This is a genomic window from Enterobacter cloacae complex sp. 2015409, from assembly GCF_041365315.1.
GTDB classification, from domain to species: domain Bacteria; phylum Pseudomonadota; class Gammaproteobacteria; order Enterobacterales; family Enterobacteriaceae; genus Enterobacter; species Enterobacter pseudoroggenkampii.
The window spans coordinates 93,352-112,888 of the sequence record NZ_JBFTVM010000002.1; the positions used below are offsets into that span (position 1 = coordinate 93,352).

15 protein-coding genes are annotated in these 19,537 nt (G+C 57.2%); 6 read left to right on the forward strand and 9 right to left on the reverse strand.

Annotation, left to right across the window (positions count from 1 at the left end; all coding sequences use genetic code 11):
• Positions 1–57: 57 nt before the first annotated feature.
• From ACDO57_RS14095 to ACDO57_RS14120, 6 genes are all read right to left on the reverse strand, one after another.
• Positions 58–1,395, reverse strand: a complete 1,338-nt coding sequence (locus ACDO57_RS14095) for a hemolysin family protein (protein ID WP_023310162.1) — start codon at positions 1,393–1,395, stop codon at positions 58–60.
• 194 nt (positions 1,396–1,589) lie between these two features.
• Positions 1,590–3,137, reverse strand: a complete 1,548-nt coding sequence (locus tag ACDO57_RS14100) for an MFS transporter (RefSeq protein ID WP_248272841.1) — start codon at positions 3,135–3,137, stop codon at positions 1,590–1,592.
• Positions 3,138–3,216: 79 nt separating this feature from the next.
• Positions 3,217–4,239 carry a Gfo/Idh/MocA family protein gene (locus tag ACDO57_RS14105; RefSeq protein WP_061716075.1) on the reverse strand — a complete coding sequence of 341 codons (1,023 nt, stop codon included), beginning with the start codon at positions 4,237–4,239 and terminating at the stop codon, positions 3,217–3,219.
• Positions 4,240–4,251: 12 nt separating this feature from the next.
• Entirely contained in the window at positions 4,252–5,319 is a 1,068-nt protein-coding gene (locus tag ACDO57_RS14110; protein ID WP_290095284.1) for a Gfo/Idh/MocA family protein, read from the reverse strand.
• Positions 5,320–5,330: 11 nt separating this feature from the next.
• Entirely contained in the window at positions 5,331–6,500 is a 1,170-nt protein-coding gene (locus ACDO57_RS14115; protein ID WP_032645199.1) for a Gfo/Idh/MocA family protein, read from the reverse strand.
• A gap of 16 nt (positions 6,501–6,516) precedes the next feature.
• The gene (locus tag ACDO57_RS14120) at positions 6,517–7,668 is read right to left on the reverse strand and encodes a Gfo/Idh/MocA family protein (RefSeq protein ID WP_061716073.1); all 1,152 of its coding nucleotides are present in this window, start codon (positions 7,666–7,668) and stop codon (positions 6,517–6,519) included.
• A 192-nt stretch (positions 7,669–7,860) separates the two neighbouring features.
• Here ACDO57_RS14120 and ACDO57_RS14125 point away from each other — a divergent pair, with 192 nt between their 5' ends.
• The gene (locus tag ACDO57_RS14125) at positions 7,861–8,919 is read left to right on the forward strand and encodes a LacI family DNA-binding transcriptional regulator (RefSeq protein WP_024907292.1); all 1,059 of its coding nucleotides are present in this window, start codon (positions 7,861–7,863) and stop codon (positions 8,917–8,919) included.
• On the opposite strand, the gene msrA is transcribed toward ACDO57_RS14125, so the two are convergent.
• Positions 8,920–9,561: a peptide-methionine (S)-S-oxide reductase MsrA gene (gene msrA / locus ACDO57_RS14130; RefSeq protein ID WP_061716072.1), complete on the reverse strand. Its 642-nt coding sequence runs from the start codon at positions 9,559–9,561 to the stop codon at positions 8,920–8,922. It lies immediately after the preceding gene.
• Between the two features lie 224 nt (positions 9,562–9,785).
• Between msrA and tamA the strand changes: the two genes are divergently transcribed.
• The 3 genes from tamA to ACDO57_RS14145 are packed head-to-tail and all read left to right on the forward strand — an operon-like array spanning position 9,786 to position 15,639.
• Positions 9,786–11,519 (forward strand): autotransporter assembly complex protein TamA, encoded by a 1,734-nt coding sequence (tamA, locus tag ACDO57_RS14135; protein ID WP_024907290.1) that lies wholly within the window; start codon positions 9,786–9,788, stop codon positions 11,517–11,519.
• Positions 11,516–15,292 carry an autotransporter assembly complex protein TamB gene (gene tamB / locus ACDO57_RS14140; RefSeq protein ID WP_370884154.1) on the forward strand — a complete coding sequence of 1,259 codons (3,777 nt, stop codon included), beginning with the start codon at positions 11,516–11,518 and terminating at the stop codon, positions 15,290–15,292. The genes tamA and tamB overlap by 4 nt, the downstream gene beginning before the upstream one ends.
• Before the next feature lie 2 nt (positions 15,293–15,294).
• Complete coding sequence (locus tag ACDO57_RS14145; protein ID WP_024907288.1) at positions 15,295–15,639, forward strand: gamma-glutamylcyclotransferase; 345 nt, start codon at positions 15,295–15,297, stop codon at positions 15,637–15,639.
• Between the two features lie 44 nt (positions 15,640–15,683).
• On the opposite strand, the gene ACDO57_RS14150 is transcribed toward ACDO57_RS14145, so the two are convergent.
• Positions 15,684–16,007, reverse strand: a complete 324-nt coding sequence (locus ACDO57_RS14150) for a hypothetical protein (RefSeq protein WP_023334291.1) — start codon at positions 16,005–16,007, stop codon at positions 15,684–15,686.
• A gap of 98 nt (positions 16,008–16,105) precedes the next feature.
• Positions 16,106–16,636 carry an inorganic diphosphatase gene (gene ppa, locus ACDO57_RS14155; protein ID WP_010427397.1) on the reverse strand — a complete coding sequence of 177 codons (531 nt, stop codon included), beginning with the start codon at positions 16,634–16,636 and terminating at the stop codon, positions 16,106–16,108.
• A 309-nt stretch (positions 16,637–16,945) separates the two neighbouring features.
• On the opposite strand from ppa, the gene ytfQ reads away from it, so the two are divergent.
• Positions 16,946–17,902: a galactofuranose ABC transporter substrate-binding protein YtfQ gene (gene ytfQ / locus ACDO57_RS14160; RefSeq protein WP_014882271.1), complete on the forward strand. Its 957-nt coding sequence runs from the start codon at positions 16,946–16,948 to the stop codon at positions 17,900–17,902.
• Positions 17,903–18,034: 132 nt separating this feature from the next.
• Positions 18,035–19,537 (forward strand): galactofuranose ABC transporter, ATP-binding protein YtfR, encoded by a 1,503-nt coding sequence (ytfR, locus tag ACDO57_RS14165; protein WP_024907287.1) that lies wholly within the window; start codon positions 18,035–18,037, stop codon positions 19,535–19,537.

A 19,537-nucleotide genomic window follows, 5' to 3' on the forward strand; every position in this document is an offset into this window, starting at 1 on the left:
AGTAGTTAAAAAGACGGCTCCCGATGGGAGCCGTTGATGTTTGTAGGGGCTGGAACGTTACGCCGACACCTTCTCTTCCGCGTCCGGCAGCTTCGGCACCAGTACGGTCGGTTTGTTGTCGATGCGCGTCACCAGCAGCTGGTCGATGCGGTAGTTATCAATATCCACCACCTCAAACTTGTAGCCGGAGAACTTCACCGAGTCGGTACGTTTCGGGATCTTACGCAGCATAAACATCATAAAGCCGCCGATGGTCTCGTAGTTGCCGGACTGCGGGAACTCGTCGATATCCAGCACGCGCATCACGTCTTCAATCGGCGTGCCGCCATCAATCAGCCATGAATTATCGTCACGCTGAACAATCTGCTCTTCCAGCCCCTGGCCAACCAGGTCGCCCATCAGCGTGGTCATCACGTCGTTCAGGGTGATAATACCCACCACCAGCGCGTATTCGTTCATGATAACCGCGAAGTCTTCCCCGGCGGTTTTGAAACTTTCCAGCGCTTCGGAGAGCGTCAGGGTGTCCGGCACAATCAGGGTATTGCGGATCTGCACGCCGCTGTTGAGCGCCAGGCTCTGGTTTGCCAGCACGCGGTTCAGCAGGTCTTTGGAGTCGACGTAGCCGATGATGTGGTCGATATCTTCATTACAGACCAAGAACTTGGAGTGCGGATGCTGCGCCACTTTGTTCTTCAGGCTCTGCTCATCTTCATGTAAATCGAACCAGATAATGCTTTCACGGCCCGTCATGGAAGACGGCACGGTACGGGATTCCAGTTCAAATACGTTCTCAATCAGCTCGTGCTCCTGCTTGCGCAGCACACCGGCCAGCGCGCCGGCTTCCACGACCGCATAGATGTCGTCAGAGGTGATGTCGTCTTTACGCACCATCGGCAGCTTAAAGATGCGGAAAATCACGTTCGCCAGGCCGTTGAAGAACCACACCAGCGGACGAAACACGTACAGACAGAAGCGCATCGGGTTGATGATACGCAAAGCCACAGCTTCTGGCGCAATCATACCGATGCGTTTCGGGGTCAGGTCGGCAAAGAGGATAAACAGGCCGGTGACCAGCGAGAAGGAGAGGATAAAGCTCAGCTGTTCGGCCAGCTCAACGGACATGTACTTAACAAAGAGGCTATAAAACGCCGGGGAAAACGCCGCATCGCCCACGATACCGCCGAGAATGGCGACCGCGTTGAGGCCGATCTGCACCACGGTGAAGAACATGCCGGGGTTTTCCTGCATTTTCAGAATGCGGGTGGCATTGATGTTGCCTTCATCGGCAAGCAGCTTCAGTTTGATTTTACGGGACGCGGCCAGCGAGATCTCAGATATCGAGAAAAATGCACTGACGGCAATCAGACAAAGTATTACTAAAATACTGTTTAACATAGTTTATCCGGCTTCTCGCCAGATCCTCAGAAGGGGAATTGATACCATTTGTGTGAAAACACATTGAACGTCAGCTCGTAGCGTTGAGCCGATTATTTCAGCGGGTAGTATAGCGTAAAGAGATGTAAATCTGCCAGAGGTCACATTTTTGGCATAAAACAGACCGGACAGCGGGCGCTGTCCGGTACATCGCGTTATTTCACGGTAGACAGGCGCACATCGCCCACCGCCCGACGGGTAGCATCGCCTCCCCATACCTGATCGTATTCATAGCCCGTGAGCTGCTTGATCACCAAGCGGGTCCCGGCGTCGCAGTCGCGGTAATCCCCGCCCAGCTTACGGCGCGCAATCTCCTTCAGAAGCAGCTTGTGCGTCTCACGGGTGAGCTTGAACCTGTAGGTGGTGAAGAAGCTGACCGCCAGCAGGGCTGCCGTTGCGAAGATCATCAGGCCGATAATTGCCCCCAGCGCGCTTTCAGGCTGCGCGCCGCTGCCTTTGACGAAGCCGGACTCCTGCAGCACCAGGCCAATGATCATGATGGCAATCGCCACGGTGCTCTTACGGGTCAGGACCATCACGCCGGCAAAAATCCCTTCGCGGCGCTGCTGGGTCACCATCTCGTCAATATCCGGAATGAAGCTGTAGATATTCCACGGAATATAGTAGAGGCCAGAGCGGGCGGCACCGAGCAGAATAAAGACCGCGGAGAACAGCAGCGTCGGCACCTGCGTTTTAGTGAGGTAGACCGTAAACAGGAAGGCCAGCACCAGGAAGATACAGCCGTAGGAGAGCCGCAGGGCGGCAGACGGCGTGACGTTCAGCCGGTTCAGCAACAGCATAAATCCATAGGTGCCGGGTACCGAGGCAAAGGCGGCAATGCTCAGCCAGCCGGAAACCGCCGAGGCATCCTGGCTCAGGCAATACACGACGTAATAGGTAAAGACCGAGCCGAACACGTCCATCGCCGTGAACGAAAAGATGTAAATAATGATATGCAGGCGAAACGCGCGAATACGGAATGAAGAAAAGAGATCCAGCACCAGATATTTCAGGTGATTGAGTATTCCGCTGCTGCGCTGGTTGTCCACTTTAAAATCTGACTCTTGATGCACATCCTTCGCTTCCCAGGTGGTGTACCAGGTAATAAACACCGCAAGGCAGAATACGCAGGAAAATATCAGCCCGGTGAGGGTATAGGTAAACGGATTATCTTTACCGGTAAACTGCATAATCACGCCGGGAACGGAAACCGCAAGAAAACCGCCCAGCTGGGAGCAGATCATCCGCACGCCTGAGAGGCGGCTACGCTCTTCATACCGGTTCGTCATCTCAGCCGCCAGGGTCTCCCAGGGTACCAGCACCATCGCCGACAGCAGCTCAATAGAGAGGTAAGTGCCCAGGTAATACCAGTAACCCATGTCCGTCATCCACAGCAGGGCATACAAAAACATGAGCGGTGAGCTGAGTAATAAAAAGAAGCGGCGACGGCCAAATTTACGCCCGAGCCAGGTATCCCCGAAGTTATCGGTGATATAGCCCATAATCGGGCTTAATAGCGCATCAATCACGCGGGCAATGGCGAATATAGATCCCGCTTCAATGACTGAGAGTCCGCAATAGGTGGTGTAAAAAAATAACAGCCAGGTGCCGATAATGGTAAACGCACCCCCGCCAAAAAGATCGGTTACGCCGTAGCCGAGCGCCACGCCATAACCCACTCTACGTTCAGTTGGTTTGACCATAATAATATCCAGTGTAGGGTAATGATTAACCCGTTTTCCGGGTCGTTTTTTTATTGAGTGCTGGAATACAAATTACGTTCTAGTTATTGATATCTATCCATTGTCTTAACTGAGATGAGCGGTAAATAGCCTCCACAAGGGTGAGTGATTTTCCGGCTTCATGGATGTCGGTGTAATCCGTGTTTCCGGGATGAGAAATAGCATGATAAAAACGGCGGATCGCCTGCTCGTGCCCCAATCCCCAGTAGCTTTTGATCTGGCCGTCAGGGGAGTTATCGCTGGCCAGCCTGAGCCGCTCGCCGCGGGCGATGCACCAGAGGACGTTGTTATGCAGCAGCAGCGAGCCCTGTTCGCAGTGGATCTCCATCAGAAGCGGGGAATCGGTGGTATTGCAGTTGCTGGCGTAAAACAGGCCGCGCGCGCCGTTGGCAAAATGCAGCGTGGCCATCGCGCTGTCTTCCCCTTCGGTCACGTCCGCCAGCTCGCCGCTGTCCACCACGCCTTTCACGCGCGTTACGCCGCCGGCGAACCACTGCATCAGGTCGAGGGTATGAATAGCCTGGTTGATCAGCAGGCTGCCACCCTCCGTTGCCAGCCGCCCGCGCCACGGGCTTTCGGTGTAGTACGCGCCCGAGCGTGACCAGGTCAGCACGGCCTTAATGCTGAGCATTTTTCCCAGCTCGCCGTCCTCCAGCATCTGGCGAATGCGCAGGCTGGTGGGGTTGAGGCGGTTCTGGTAGCACACGCCGAGCAGACCCGACGCCTGTTCGGCGGCACGGGTGATGTCCACGAGTTCGCTGCTGTTCATGCCCACCGGTTTTTCGCAGAAAACATGCTTCCCGGCGGCGAGCGCCGCCAGGATCATGTTCTTATGCTCGAAATGCGGCGTGCAGATGTGGACCACGTCGATGGCATCATCCAGCAGCATTTCCCGGTAATCCTGATAGAAGCGGCACTGATAGCGCATTGCCAGCTCCAGCCCTTTGACGCTGTCGATGTCCACCAGCGCGCGTAGCGCGACGTTGGGCATCTGGCGCAACGCATTCATATGGCAGCCGTGAATCGCTCCGGCACCGATAACCGCCGTGTTCAGGATCGTCATTGTCGCCTCCCGTTATTCCGTCGCGTTGGCCAGCATCTGGGCCTTCACGCAGAGCTCCGCCGCTTTGAAGGCGTGCGCCTGCGTCATGGCGTTTTCGGTACGATGCAGACAGTCGAGGATCAGTTCGCCAAAGAACGGGAACCCGACCTGTCCGGCGACCGGATAGCGGAATTCCCCCTCTTTATTGACGAGATAAACCACGTCCTGCTCGCCGCGGGTGAGATCGACATATTTGCGGATCTCGATATACCCGTCGGTGCCGAGCAGCGTCAGACGGCCGTCGCCCCAGGTTGAGAGCCCGTCCGGGGTGAACCAGTCGCAGCGGAAATAGCCGCTGGCGCCGTTTTCGCCCCTGATTGTTGCGTCACCGAAATCTTCAAATGCCGGATGCTGCGGATGGTTGAAATTGCGTGCCTGGCTGGCGACCACGCATGCCTCACTGTTGCCCGTGTAAAACAGAAATTGCTCAATCTGGTGGCTGCCGATGTCGCACAGAATGCCGCCAAAATAGCGACGATCGTAGAACCAGTCCGGGCGGCCGGCCCCTTCCCGGTGCGGGCCGGTTCCCAGGGTTTGGACGACGCGGCCAATGGCCCCCTGCTGCACCAGCTGTCCGGCAAACACCGCACTCTCCACGTGGAGACGTTCGCTGTAGTACACGGCGTATTTCCGCCCGGTTTTCTCAACCATCGCTTTGGCATCCGCCAGCTGTTCAAGAGTGGTGAGCGGCGCTTTATCCGTGAAGTAGTCCTTGCCTGCGGCCATGGCTTTCAGCCCCAGCACACAGCGCTCGGAGGGGATGGCCGCACCGGCCACCAGACGCACCTCGTCGTCGTTGAGTATCACCTCCAGCGACTCCGCCACTTTTGCCTGCGGGTATTGCTGGATGAATTTATCCACTTTGGCCGGATCGGGATCGTATACCCACTTCAGCGTGGCTCCGGCTTCAATCAGCCCGTTACTCATCCCGTAGATATGGCCGTGGTCGAGCGCGGCAGCGGCAAAAACAAATTCCCCCTCGCGGACAACCGGCTGGGGTTTACCCACCGGGGCGTAGTTCATTCCGTCATTTTTGTTCATGGTGTCACTCCTTAATCCAGATCTTTGCCAAGGGGGATCGCACCCACTTCGCTGAAGTTGGCGACGCTTGCGGATTTTTCATAAAAACGGGGGGCGAGGGCATTCGTCCCGCCGGTACGGTAAAACGGGTCATCGCGCTGAATCGGCAGCGAGACCACGGTGCGGGTAATGGCGGATTTGTAGATCGCGGTAATCAGCTCCAGCGAGCGTTTGCCCTGCAGGCCATCCACTAACGGCGCCGTGCCGTGCTCGATGGCGGAAAGCAGGTTATTAATCTGCCCGGTGTGCAGCGTCCACTCGAGCTTCGGCGTCTCCTGAAAAACGGCGTTGAGCTGCGCTTCTCGCGTCAGATCGTTAGTCTCCTGCGGGAAGCCGTTATCGGCGCTGACGCTGGCAAAGGCCTGCCACGGCGCAGAGATACGTGCCTTGTCACCCTGAATAATGATTTTCTGGTCTTCCCCGTGGTGCACGACCGAGGCGGTAAGCTGGGTGAGCGCGCCGCTGGGGTATTTGAAGATCGCGGCGCTGAGGTCTTCGACTTCAGCGTTGTCGTGCGCCACGTTGGTCATCATCGCCACCACCTCGGACGGGAAGCCGAGCATCCACTGAATGGCGTCGATGTGGTGAACCGCGTGGTTAAGGGTGCAGCCGCCGCCCTCTTTTTCCCAGGTGCCGCGCCACCACAGGTCGTAGTAGCAGTGTCCGCGCCACCAGAAGGAGTCCACCTGCGCGTGGCAAACCTTGCCCGCAAGCTCCGAATCCAGCGCTGCTTTTAAGCGCCAGAAGGCATCGGTAAAGCGGTTTTGGGCAATGATGGAGAGCGTTTTGCCGCTGGCCTTTTGTGCGGCGATCATCGCGTCGCACTCCTCCAGCGAGGCGGCCATCGGTTTTTCGCACAGCACGTGGCAGCCCGCGTTCAGGGCATCAATGCCGATCTCTGCGTGGACGTAGGGCGGCGTGCAGACGTCGACGATATCGATATCCGGCTCTGATGCCAGCATCTGCTGGTGGCTGTCATACACCCGGGCGTCCGTCAGGCCGTAGCGCGTTTTTTTCTCGTGGGCTTTTTCCGGGTAGATATCCACCAGCGCGACGATCCGGCAGCGCTGACCAAACTGCAAATAGCCCTGAATATGGTTGTGCGAGATATTCCCTGTTCCCACGATAGCGACATTTAACATCGTTTCTTCTCCGGAGTTACCAGGTGCCGGAGGCATCCAGCGTGACGCTGGCTGTCTCTTTAGCCACTGAGGTGCTGATGCGCTGCTGAAGCAGGCGCAAATACTGTTTTTCGTTGAGCGGGAGTTCGACCCAGTCGTCGATCCAGGTAGAGAGGTGCATGGCATTGGAGAGCGTCAACCCGCGGATCCCTTCCAGACCCGGCGCAATGAGCGGCTCGCCGCGCAGAATGGCGGCACAGAAGTTGGCGGTAATAACGTGATGTTCGCTGCATTCCGGGGCGACGGGAAGCGTGACCTCCCAGCATTCAGGCTCTCCAAAACCGTTTTGCCAGCGGGCGTTGAAGGCGGTTTCAGATTCCCGCAGCCGCCAGTACCGCAGCTTGCCCTCTTCGACGACCACCTTGCCGCGATCGCCGACGATTTCCAGCCGGTTGGTGCCCGGCGTTTCCGCCACGGTGGTGATAAACACGCCCGTCGCGCCGTTGGCATACTCGGCGTAGGCGGTGACCTCGTCTTCCACTTCGATTTGACGATGCTTACCGAACTGGCAGAACGCGCGCAGGCGGACCGGCATGCCGACCAGCCACTGCCAGAGATCGAGCTGGTGCGGGTCCTGGTTGAGCAGCACGCCGCCGCCTTCCCCTTTCCAGGTGGCGCGCCAGCCGCCGGAGTTGTAATAGCTCTGCGAGCGATACCAGTTGGTGATGATCCAGTTGGAGCGGCGGATCTCACCCAGCTCGCCGCTGTCGATCAGATCTTTCACCTTCTGGTAGAGCGGGTTCGGACGCTGGTTGTACATGATGCCGAACACCACATCGCACGCCTGGGCGCAGGCGTTCATCTCCTGCACCTGGGCGGTATACACGCCCGCCGGTTTTTCACACAGGGTGTGGATGCCGTTGCGCATCGCCAGCATCGACAGGCGCGGATGCTCGTAGTGCGGCGTGGCGACAATCACCGCGTCGATAAGCCCGCTCTGGAGCATCTCCTGCGCGTCGCTGAATAAGGGGAGGGTGCCGACCAACTGGCGAATAGCCGGATGCTTTTCCGGTGCATTATCACAAACCGCCGCCAGGCAGGCGTCGCTGACCGTACCCGCCAGTAAATAACGCGCGTGGACCGTACCGATATTCCCTATTCCAATAATGCCAAAACGTACCTTCTCCATGTCACACCTTAATTTCAGTTGAAATGAGTGATGACCGGAAAATAGGAAAGGGGAGCCGCAGCGACAATGTGTTTTTGTGAGAATACTCGCAAGGTGATTAAGTAATCTCCAGGCTTTCTGAAATTTAGTTTTAAAATCAACGGACTGTTTCTGCAAATATTTGCAAAAACTGAATGAGAGCGAGGTCACACTATGCCGGGCAAGTTAAAAATGGAGGAAATTGCGGCCCTGACGGGATATTCCGTCAGCACGGTTTCGCGGGTATTAAGCGGCAAGTCTTACACCAGTGATAAAGCCAGGGAGGCGATCGTTCGCACCGCGCGAGAATTAGGCGTGCTGGAGTCCATGGCGAGCGGAAGACTACTAATTAACGGAATCGCTGTTTTTGCGCCGGAAAGAACCTTTCAGGGACGCGGGGATATTTTTTATCTGGAAGTGACGAAAGGAATTGCGGAAGCCTGCGCGCGGCATAATGTGTGGGTCACGTGCTGTGGTTTAGAAGAACAGCACGCCGATGTGAAAGTCTTTATGGAAAAGGCCAGTCATAAGAATATCAACGCGATAATTATTATTGGCACTGATGATTCCACCATATTTAAACTGGCCAGCACGCTGAATAAGCCCTGCGTGTTGATTAATTCCGTCGATCGGGATCGGGTGCTGGATGCCGTGTCGCCCGATCACCGGGCGATTGGCTTCACCGCCATGCAGTACCTTTTCGAGCAGGGTCATCGCCGCGTGTTAACGCTCACCTGCCTGCGTCGGGATACGCTGTACGCGCGTCTGGACGGCATCAAAGAGGCGTATCGCCATTTTCACGTCGCCTTTGACCCGCAGCGCGATTTGCTCGTGACGGAGTGGTTTACCGCTGAAGAGGCCGAGCAGGCGCTGGATGCGTGGTTAGTGAGTCATGACCGATCCCAGTGGCCGGAGGTGATTTTCCCGAACAGTACCCGCATGGTGGAAGGGGTGGTGAGGGTGTTAACGCGCCACGGGCTGCGCATTCCGGAAGACATTTCGCTGATTACGACCGATTTTGCATGGAATTTAGCGCACCGTCTGGAAAAACCGGTCACCGGCGTCACGGTGCCCTGCCGCGAGCTGGGGATTGAGGCCGTTCACCTGCTGCAAACGCGGCTCAACCGACCGCAGGCAGCGGTCTTTAACCTGCTGTTACAGGGCAAAGTGATGGATTACGGTTCAGTCAGCAACGCCACGCGCCACGCGGCTCGCGTGGCGCTGGATGAGTAATCAGGCTAGCTGTGGCGGCAGGCAGACGCCGATGCCCCCGATGCCGCAGTAGCCGTACGGGTTTTTATGCAGGTACTGCTGGTGATCGTCCTCGGCGTAGTAGAACGGTTTCGCCGTCGCGATTTCCGTGGTCACCTCGCGCGTATCGCCCGCTTCACGCATGGCCTGCTGGAAACGCTCCAGGCTGGCGCGCGCGGCGGCATTCTGCTCAGGCGTGAGCGGATAGATAGCCGAACGGTACTGGGTGCCGTGGTCGTTGCCCTGACGCATGCCCTGCGCCGGGTCATGGTTTTCCCAGAAGACCTGCAGAAGCTGCTCGTAGCTAATTACCGCAGGGTCGTACACCACGCGTACCGCTTCCGCATGCCCGGTTTCGCCGGAACAGACTTCGCGATAGGTAGGATTTGGCGTGTAGCCGCCCGTGTAGCCAGCCGCCGTGCTGTAAACGCCGGGCAACTGCCAGAAGAGGCGCTCAACGCCCCAGAAGCAGCCCATGGCGAACAGGGCGATTTCCATTCCCTCCGGCACGTTGGTCATGGAATGGCCATTGACGGCGTGTAAGGTCGCCACAGGCATAGGGGTGTTGCGTCCCGGTAATGCATCGGTTTGTGAAACCAGATGCTTTTTGTCGAATAAACTCACGATGGGGCCTCCCGGGGTGCGATGTTTCAGTTAAGGTTGTCACGAAGCGTTTAATTGAACACAATAAATGCGCTGAATGAGTCTAGATTTAATCATAAGAAATATTTGGGTGTTACACCCATTTTCAACCCGCGATTCGGGTTTTTGGCCAACAGGCCGTATTTTGCCGCGGAGCGGCACTTCATTTGCTTCCAGGGTGGAAACAGGGATATTCAGGAGAAAACGTGACAAAAATCCGCCAGTTATGTTTAGTCAGTGTGTTGCTGACAAGCGGGATTGCCAGCGCGGCGAATGTCCGTTTGCAGGTTGAGGGGTTATCCGGGGCGCTGGAAAAAAACGTGCGTGCGCAGCTATCGACCATCCAGAGTGATGAGGTGACGCCGGACCGGCGTTTTCGCGCGCGCGTCGATGATGCGATCCGCGAGGGGCTGAAAGCGCTGGGGTATTACGAACCCACCATTGATTTTGATCTTCGCCCGCCGCCAAAGAAGGGGCGCCAGGTCCTCATTGCCCGCGTTTCGCCCGGTGAGCCGGTACTGATTGGCGGCACGAACGTCATCCTGCGCGGCGGGGCGCGTACCGATCGGGACTACCTGGACCTGCTCAGCACGCGGCCAAAAGTCGGCACCGTACTCAACCACGGTGACTACGACCATTTCAAAAAAGAGCTGACGAGCGTTTCCCTGCGTAAGGGCTACTTTGACAGCCAGTTCAACAAAAGCCAGCTGGGCATTGCGCTGGCGCGACGTCAGGCCTTCTGGGATATCGACTACGACAGCGGGGAACGCTACCGCTTTGGCGACGTGACGTTTGAAGGTTCGCAAATTCGTGAAGAGTACCTGCAAAACCTCGTGCCGTTCAAAAAAGGGGATTACTACCAGTCGAGCGATCTCGGAGAGCTGAACCGACGCCTCTCTGCTACCGGCTGGTTTAACTCCGTGGTTGTCGCGCCGGAATTTGATAAGTCTCGCAAAACCAAGGTGTTGCCGCTGCATGGCGTTGTTTCGCCGCGCACCGAGAACACCATTGAGACCGGTGTTGGTTACTCGACGGATGTGGGACCACGCGTGAAAACCTCGTGGAAAAAACCGTGGATGAACTCGTACGGTCACAGCCTGACCACCAGCCTGAGCCTCTCTGCGCCCGAGCAGCAGCTGGACTTCAGCTACAAAATGCCGCTGCTGAAAAATCCGCTTGAGCAATATTACCTTCTGCAGGGCGGTTTTAAGCGCACCGATTTAAACGACACAAAGCAGGACTCTACGACGCTTGCGGTCTCCCGCTTCTGGGATCTCTCCAGCGGCTGGCAGCGCGCCATTAACCTGCGCTGGAGCCTGGACCACTTTACCCAGGCCAACGTCACCAATACCACCATGCTGCTTTATCCGGGCGTGATGATCAGCCGTACCCGCTCGCGTGGGGGCCTGATGCCGACCTGGGGCGACTCGCAGCGCTACTCCATCGATTATTCCAACTCCGCCTGGGGCTCCGACGTGGACTTCTCCGTCATGCAGGCGCAAAACGTCTGGATCCGTACGCTGTACGACAAACATCGCTTTGTGATGCGCGGCAATCTCGGCTGGATTGAAACGGGAGATTTCGAGCGCGTTCCGCCGGACCTGCGCTTCTTCGCCGGGGGCGACCGCAGCATTCGCGGGTATAAGTACAAATCGATCTCACCTGAGAACGAAAAGGGCCAGCTGACCGGTGCGTCAAAACTGGCCACGGGATCGCTGGAGTACCAGTACAACGTCAGCGGAAAGTGGTGGGGCGCGATGTTTGTTGACGGCGGTGAAGCGGTAAACGATATCCGCCGCAGCGACTTTAAAACCGGCGCGGGCGTCGGCGTGCGCTGGCAGTCACCCGTCGGGCCCATCAAGCTCGATTTTGCCGTGCCTGTCGGCGACAAAGATGAACACGGATTACAGTTTTACATCGGTCTGGGGCCTGAATTATGAGTTTATGGAAGAAAATAAGCCTCGGAGTGCTGATCTTTATCGTGCTGCTGCTCGGGACGGTGGCGTTTCTGGTAGGAACGACGACCGGGCTGCATCTGCTGTTTAACGCCGCGAACCGCTGGGTGCCGGGGCTGGAGATTGGTCAGGTGACGGGCGGCTGGCGCGACCTGCGCCTGAAGAACATCCGCTATGAGCAGCCGGGCGTGGCGGTGAACGCCGGGGAATTCCACCTCGCGGTAAAGCTGGGCTGTTTGCGGGACAGCAAGCTCTGCGTCAACGATCTGTCGCTAAAAGATGTCAACGTGGCGATAGACTCGAAGAAAATGCCGAAGTCTGCGCCGGTTGAAGAAGAAGACAGCGGCCCGCTGAATCTCTCCACGCCATACCCGATCGCGCTTTATCGGGTGGCGCTCGATAACGTCAACATCAAAATCGACGACACCACCGTGTCCGTGATGGATTTCACCTCCGGCCTGCGCTGGCAGGAGAAAAACCTCACCCTGACGCCAACGTCCCTGCAGGGCTTGCTGATCGCGCTGCCGAAAGTGGCCGACGTGGCGCAGGAAGAAATCGTCGAGCCGAAGATCCAGAACCCGCAGCCGGAAGAAAAGCCGCTGGGCGAAACGCTGAAAGACCTCTTCTCGAAGCCAGTGCTGCCGGAAATGACCGACGTTCATCTGCCGCTGAACCTTAACATTGAGGAATTCAAAGGCGAACAGCTGCGCCTGACCGGTGATACCGACCTGACGGTCTATAACATGCTGCTGAAGGTCAGCAGCATTGACGGCAACATGAAGCTCGACGCGCTGGATATCGACACCAACCAGGGCTCGGTAAATGCGTCGGGTAATGCGCTGCTGCGCGACAGCTGGCCGGTGGATATCACGCTGAATAGCACCCTGAACATTGACCCGCTGAAAGGCGAGAAAGTGAAGGTCAAGGTGGGCGGGGCGCTGCGCGATAAGCTCGATGTTGGCGTGAATCTCTCCGGCCCGGTGGATATGGCCCTGCGTGCGCAAACCCAGCTGGCGGAGGCCGGGCTGCCGCTCAATCTTGAGGTTGTCAGCAAGCAGCTTTCCTGGCCGTTCACCGGTGAAAAGCAGTTCCAGGCCGATGACCTGAAGCTGAAGCTGAGCGGCAAGATGACCGACTACACGCTCTCGTTCCGCACCGCGGTGAAGGGGCAGGGCGTGCCGCCCGCGAACATCACCCTGGATGCGAAGGGCAACGAGCAGCAGGTCAACCTCGACAAGCTGACCGTCGCGGCGCTGGAGGGCAAAACCGAGCTGACCGCGCTGCTCGACTGGCAGCAGGCGATCAGCTGGCGCGGCGAACTGAAGCTGACGGGCATTAACACCGCCAAAGAGGTGCCGGACTGGCCGTCGAAGCTGGATGGCCTGATAAAAACGCGCGGCAGCCTGTACGGCGGCACGTGGCAGATGGACGTGCCGGAGATCAAGCTCACCGGGAACGTGAAGCAGAACAAGGTAAACGTTGAAGGCTCGGTGAAAGGCAACAGCTATCTGCAGTGGGTTATCCCGGGCCTGCACGTGGCCCTGGGTCGCAACACGGCGGATATCAAAGGCGAGCTGGGGGTGAAAGATCTCAATCTGGATGCCACCATCGACGCACCGAATCTGGATAACGCCCTGCCGGGGCTTGGCGGTACGGCGAAGGGGCTCGTGAAGGTGCGCGGCACGGTAGACGCGCCGCAGCTGCTGGCGGATATCACCGCCAATAGCCTGCGCTGGCAGGAGTTGAGCGTTGCCCGGGTTCGCGTGGAGGGGGATGTGAAATCCACCGACCAGATCGGCGGTAACCTGAACCTGCGCGTGGAGCGTATTTCTCAGCCGGACGTGAACATTAGCCTGGTCACCCTGGACGCTAAAGGCAACGAGAAGCAGCACGACCTGCAGCTGCGGGTGCAGGGCGAGCCGGTCTCCGGCCAGCTGCACCTGACCGGCAGCTTCGACCGCAAAGAGGAGCGCTGGAAAGGGACGCTGGATAACACCCGTTTCAACACCCCTGTTGGGCCGCTGGCGCTGTCTCGCTCGATTGCGCTGGACTACCGCAACGCCGAGCAGAAGATCAGCATTGGGCCACACTGCTGGACCAACCCGAATGCGGAACTGTGCGTGCCGCAGACCATCGATGCGGGCGCGGAAGGGCGCGCGCAGATCAACCTCAACCGCTTCGATCTGGCGATGCTAAAACCGTTTATGCCGGATACCACGCAGGCGAGCGGCGTCTTCAGCGGGAAAGCCGATGTCGCCTGGGACACCACCAAAGAGGGGCTGCCGCAGGGCAGCGTGACGCTCTCCGGGCGTAACGTGAAGGTGACGCAGGAGGTCAACGACGCGCCGCTGCCGGTGGCGTTCGACACCCTGAACCTGAGTGCCGATCTGCATAACAATCGCGCGCAGCTGGGGTGGACAATCCGCCTGACCAATAACGGTCAGTTGGATGGTCAGGTCCAGATTACCGACCCGCAGGGACGGCGTAATCTGGGCGGCAACGTTAACATCCGAAACTTCAACCTGGCGATGGTGAACCCGATTTTCGCGCGTGGGGAAAAAGCCGAAGGCATGTTGAACGCTAACCTGCGCCTGGCCGGCAACGCGCAAAGCCCTCAGCTGTTTGGCCAGCTGCGCCTCAGCGGCGTGGATATTGACGGCAACTTCATGCCGTTTGACATGCAGCCCAGCCAGATCGCGATGAACTTCAACGGCATGAGCTCGACGCTGAGCGGCTCGGTATTAACGCAGCAAGGGCAAATCAACCTGAGCGGTGACGCGGACTGGAGCCAGCTCGACAACTGGCGCGCCCGTATTGCCGCGAAGGGCAGTAAGGTGCGCATCACCGTACCACCGATGGTGCGTCTGGACGTCTCGCCTGATGTGGTCTTTGAAGCCACGCCAAGCCTCTTCACGCTTGACGGTCGCGTCGACGTGCCGTGGGCGCGCATCGTGGTTCACGACGTGCCGGAAAGTGCGGTCGGCGTCTCAAGTGATGAAGTTATGCTCAATGAAAATCTGAAACCTGCCGAACAGAAGAGCGCTGGCATACCGATTAATAGTAACCTTACCGTGCACGTGGGGAATAACGTGCGGTTGGATGCGTTTGGGCTGAAGGCGAGGCTCACGGGCGACCTGAAAGTGGCGCAGGATAAACAAGGGCTTGGCCTGAACGGGCAGATCAACATTCCTGAAGGGCGTTTCCATGCCTATGGTCAGGATCTGATTGTTCGTAAAGGCGAGCTGCTGTTCTCCGGCCCACCGGATCAGCCCCTGTTGAACATTGAAGCGATTCGTAACCCGGAAGCGACGGAAAACGACGTTATTGCTGGCGTTCGCGTCACCGGTTCCGCCGACGAACCGAAGGCGGAGATCTTCTCTGACCCGGCGATGTCGCAGCAGGAAGCCCTCTCTTATCTGCTGCGTGGACAAGGTCTGGACAGCGGACAAAGCGACAGTGCGGCGATGACCTCGATGTTAGTGGGTCTGGGGGTTGCACAAAGTGGGCAGGTTGTGGGTAAAATCGGCGAGACGTTCGGCGTAAGCAATCTGGCGCTGGACACCCAGGGCGTGGGTGACTCCTCGCAGGTGGTGGTCAGCGGCTATGTACTGCCGGGTCTGCAGGTAAAATATGGTGTGGGGATCTTTGACTCACTGGCAACACTCACGCTACGCTATCGCCTGATGCCTAAGCTATATCTGGAAGCAGTGTCCGGCGTAGACCAGGCACTTGATCTGCTCTATCAGTTTGAGTTTTAGCAATGCGAATATTTGTCTACGGCAGTTTAAGAACCAGGCAAGGCAACAGTCACTGGATGACCAATGCCCTGCTGCTGGGGAATTACAATATCGAGAACTACCAGTTGTACAGCCTGGGCCACTATCCAGGCGCGGTTCCGGGCGAAGGAACAGTACAGGGTGAAGTCTATCGTATTGATAACGCGACGCTTGCCGAACTTGATGCCTTGCGCACCAGGGGCGGTGAATACGCGCGCCAGTTGATCCAGACGCCGTACGGAAGTGCGTGGATGTATGTCTACCAGCGTCCGGTCGAAGGGTTAACGCGGATTGTAAGCGGTAACTGGTTAGACAGAGACCAGTACTGAAAAAAGACAACGCCACCGTGAGGTGGCGTTGTTTTTTTGTTCCTTCAACTCTCTTCCGTATCCCGGCGCCGGGTTAAAAAAAGAGGAACGAACAGCATGATGTAGGGGGCTATAAGCCATAACAAACACAGGGCGCGTGAACGGCCATAGTAGTTTATGCACCGCGTATTGCTTGAAATGACGGGCAGGAAAAACAGTAAAAACAGCAGAATCGCATAATCGCTTCGATAAGGGATCCATAAGTAAAACAAAAACCAGGCAAGCTGGAATGTCATGATGCAGAGATACTGCCATTTGCTGTCTTTGCCGTAACAGTCAAACGCCTTTATGTAGCCCATCTTGATGCTTTGAAGAAAGAAACTTAGCATGTATAACGCTCACGATCTTGATGGTCAGGAGTGTATGTCTTTTTCAAAGGCAACAAAAAGCCCCGACATGCGGGGCTTTCATCAATCAGCAGTAAGAATTACTTCTTAGCAGCGCGTTCGAAAGAGGCGATGATTTCCGCTTTCGCTGCTTCTGCGTTGTCCCAGCCGTCAACTTTAACCCACTTGCCTTTTTCGAGGTCTTTGTAGTGCTCGAAGAAGTGAGTGATCTGCGCTTTCAGCAGCTCTGGCAGGTCGTTCACATCTTTGATGTGATCGTATTCTTTGCTCAGCTTGGTGTGCGGTACCGCAACCAGCTTCGCATCTTCACCGGATTCGTCGGTCATTTTCAGCACGCCAACTGGACGGCAGCGAATGACGGAGCCTGGCTCCAGTGGGTATGGCGTTGGGACCAGCACGTCAACCGGGTCACCGTCCAGAGACAGGGTGTGGTTGATGTAACCGTAGTTGCACGGATAGAACATCGCGGTAGACATGAAACGGTCTACGAACAGGGCGCCGCTCTCTTTGTCCACTTCGTATTTGATCGGATCTGCGTTAGCCGGGATTTCGATAACTACGTAGATGTCTTCTGGCAGTTCTTTACCCGCTGGGACGTTGAGTAAGCTCATGTCGGTGTCCTTTAAAATGGATGGTAAACAAGTGGCAGGTATTATAGCCAACTCGCGCTGAATGTCTCCGCCTGTTTTCGCTTTATCTCCCCGCTTTCTCCACTTTTCAGACCGATTCCATGACAGGAAAATCCATAAACTCAGCCGCATTTTTCATGGCGAAATGAAAGCGATTACAAACTTGTGATTAACGTTTTATTCACTTTTCTGAAGTGTGATGTAACGCAATTCGTTACATATTTCATGGGCTATAGTCATTCCGCAGAACATCTTTTAACCAACAATAACTCACCCTACGAGGACGTTCATATGTGGAAGCGCTTACTCCTGGTCACAGCAGTTTCGGCAGCCATGTCGTCTATGGCGATGGCCGCTCCCTTAACCGTAGGTTTTTCGCAAGTCGGCTCTGAATCTGGCTGGCGAGCGGCTGAAACCAACGTGGCGAAAAGCGAGGCTCAGAAACGCGGCATTACCCTGAAAATCGCCGATGGTCAGCAAAAACAAGAGAATCAGATCAAAGCCGTGCGCTCCTTTATCGCCCAGGGCGTGGATGCCATCTTTATTGCACCCGTCGTGGCGACCGGCTGGGAACCCGTCCTGAAGGAAGCGAAAGACGCTGAGATCCCGGTCTTCCTGCTCGACCGTTCCATCGACGTCAAAGACAAATCCCTCTATATGACCACCGTCACCGCCAACAACGTGCTTGAAGGGCAATTGATTGGCGACTGGCTGGTGAAGCAGGTCGACGGCAAGCCGTGTAACGTCGTTGAGCTGCAGGGTACCGTCGGGGCGAGCGTGGCCATCGACCGTAAAAAAGGCTTTGCTGAAGCCATCGCGAAAGCGCCAAACATCAAGATTATCCGCTCTCAGTCCGGCGACTTTACCCGTAGTAAAGGTAAAGAGGTTATGGAGAGCTTCATTAAGGCTGAAAACAACGGCAAGAACATCTGCATGGTTTACGCCCACAACGATGACATGGTGATCGGTGCGATTCAGGCAATTAAAGAAGCGGGCCTGAAGCCGGGCAAAGATATCCTCACCGGCTCTATCGACGGTGTGCCGGACATCTACAAAGCGATGATCGACGGCGAAGCCAACGCCAGCGTGGAGCTGACGCCAAACATGGCGGGCCCGGCATTCGACGCGCTGGAGAAATTCAAGAAAGACGGCACGATGCCGGAGAAAGTGACGGTCACCAAGTCCACCCTCTACCTGCCTGATACGGCGAAAGAAGAGTTAGAGAAGAAGAAAAATATGGGCTATTAAGACCCGCGCCCCTCACCCCAGCCCTCTCCCCGGAGGGGAGAGGGAGAAAGGCAGGGCGGAGCTGGATATTAACAATTGGCACGATCAATCCCCTCTCCCCTCCGGGGAGAGGGTCAGGGTGAGGGGGAAACCATGACCACTGAACAACACCAGGAAATCCTCCGCACAGAGGGCTTGAGTAAATTCTTCCCCGGCGTAAAAGCGCTGGATAGCGTTGATTTCAGCCTGCGGCGCGGGGAGATCATGGCGCTGCTGGGCGAGAACGGGGCGGGAAAATCGACGCTGATTAAATCTCTGACCGGTGTTTATCACGCCGACCGTGGCACCATCTGGCTGGAAGGCAACGCCATTTCGCCCAAAAATACCGCCCATGCCCAGCAGCTGGGGATCGGGACGGTGTACCAGGAAGTGAACCTGCTGCCGAATATGTCGGTGGCGGATAACCTGTTTATTGGCCGTGAACCACGTCGTTTTGGCCTGCTGCGCCGCAAAGAGATGGAAGCGCGGGCGACAACGCTGATGGAATCGTACGGCTTCTCCCTCGACGTCCGCGAGCCGCTGAACCGCTTTTCCGTGGCGATGCAGCAGATCGTCGCCATTTGTCGCGCGATCGATCTCTCGGCAAAGGTGCTGATCCTTGACGAACCCACCGCCAGCCTCGATACCCAGGAGGTGGAGATGCTCTTTACCCTGATGCGCCAGCTGCGCGATCAGGGCGTCAGCCTGATCTTCGTCACCCACTTCCTCGATCAGGTGTATGAGGTGAGCGATCGCATTACGGTGCTGCGCAACGGCAGCTTTGTCGGCTGCCGCGAAACCCGCGAGCTGCCGCAAATCGAGCTGGTAAAAATGATGCTTGGCCGCGAGCTCGAGACCAACGCCCTCCAGCGTGCAGGGCGCACGCTGCTGAGCGAGAAACCGGTCGCCGCGTTCAGTGATTACGGCAAAAAAGGGGTGATCTCGCCGTTTAACCTTGAGGTGCGACCAGGCGAAATTGTCGGGCTGGCGGGCCTGCTGGGCTCCGGCCGGACCGAGACCGCCGAGGTGATCTTCGGGATCAAGCCAGCCGACAGCGGCAGCGCGCTGATCAAGGGCAAACCGCAGACCCTGCGATCGCCGCATCAGGCCTCCTGTCTGGGCGTCGGCTTCTGCCCGGAGGACCGGAAAACGGACGGCATTATTGCCGCGGCCTCGGTGCGGGAAAATATCATTCTGGCGCTACAGGCGCAGCGCGGCTGGCTACGGCCGATCCCTAAACGCGAGCAAAACGCCATTGCCGAGCGCTTTATCCGCCAGCTCGGCATCCGCACCCCGAGCGCGGAACAGCCCATTGAATTTCTCTCCGGCGGTAACCAGCAGAAAGTGCTGCTGTCGCGCTGGCTGCTGACCAAACCCCAGTTCCTGATCCTCGACGAACCGACCCGCGGCATTGACGTGGGGGCGCACGCCGAAATTATCCGGCTTATCGAAACCCTGTGCGCGGACGGTCTGGCGCTGCTGGTCATTTCCTCCGAGCTGGAAGAGCTGGTGGGCTATGCCGATCGCGTCATCATCATGCGCGATCGCAAGCAGGTGGCAGAGATCCCGCTGGATAAGCTGTCCGTTCCGGCGATCATGAATGCCATCGCGGCATAA

Excerpts from the sequence above, each read along its gene's own strand:
- ACDO57_RS14095 (WP_023310162.1), bottom strand. The coding sequence starts at position 1,395 with ATGTTAAACAGTATTTTAGTAATACTTTGTCTGATTGCCGTCAGTGCA.
- ACDO57_RS14100 (WP_248272841.1), bottom strand. The coding sequence starts at position 3,137 with ATGGTCAAACCAACTGAACGTAGAGTGGGTTATGGCGTGGCGCTCGGC.
- ACDO57_RS14105 (WP_061716075.1), bottom strand. The coding sequence starts at position 4,239 with ATGACGATCCTGAACACGGCGGTTATCGGTGCCGGAGCGATTCACGGC.
- ACDO57_RS14110 (WP_290095284.1), bottom strand. The coding sequence starts at position 5,319 with ATGAACAAAAATGACGGAATGAACTACGCCCCGGTGGGTAAACCCCAG.
- ACDO57_RS14115 (WP_032645199.1), bottom strand. The coding sequence starts at position 6,500 with ATGTTAAATGTCGCTATCGTGGGAACAGGGAATATCTCGCACAACCAT.
- ACDO57_RS14120 (WP_061716073.1), bottom strand. The coding sequence starts at position 7,668 with ATGGAGAAGGTACGTTTTGGCATTATTGGAATAGGGAATATCGGTACG.
- ACDO57_RS14125 (WP_024907292.1), top strand. The coding sequence starts at position 7,861 with ATGCCGGGCAAGTTAAAAATGGAGGAAATTGCGGCCCTGACGGGATAT.
- tamB (WP_370884154.1), top strand. The coding sequence starts at position 11,516 with ATGAGTTTATGGAAGAAAATAAGCCTCGGAGTGCTGATCTTTATCGTG.
- ACDO57_RS14145 (WP_024907288.1), top strand. The coding sequence starts at position 15,295 with ATGCGAATATTTGTCTACGGCAGTTTAAGAACCAGGCAAGGCAACAGT.
- ACDO57_RS14150 (WP_023334291.1), bottom strand. The coding sequence starts at position 16,007 with ATGCTAAGTTTCTTTCTTCAAAGCATCAAGATGGGCTACATAAAGGCG.
- ppa (WP_010427397.1), bottom strand. The coding sequence starts at position 16,636 with ATGAGCTTACTCAACGTCCCAGCGGGTAAAGAACTGCCAGAAGACATC.
- ytfQ (WP_014882271.1), top strand. The coding sequence starts at position 16,946 with ATGTGGAAGCGCTTACTCCTGGTCACAGCAGTTTCGGCAGCCATGTCG.
- ytfR (WP_024907287.1), top strand. The coding sequence starts at position 18,035 with ATGACCACTGAACAACACCAGGAAATCCTCCGCACAGAGGGCTTGAGT.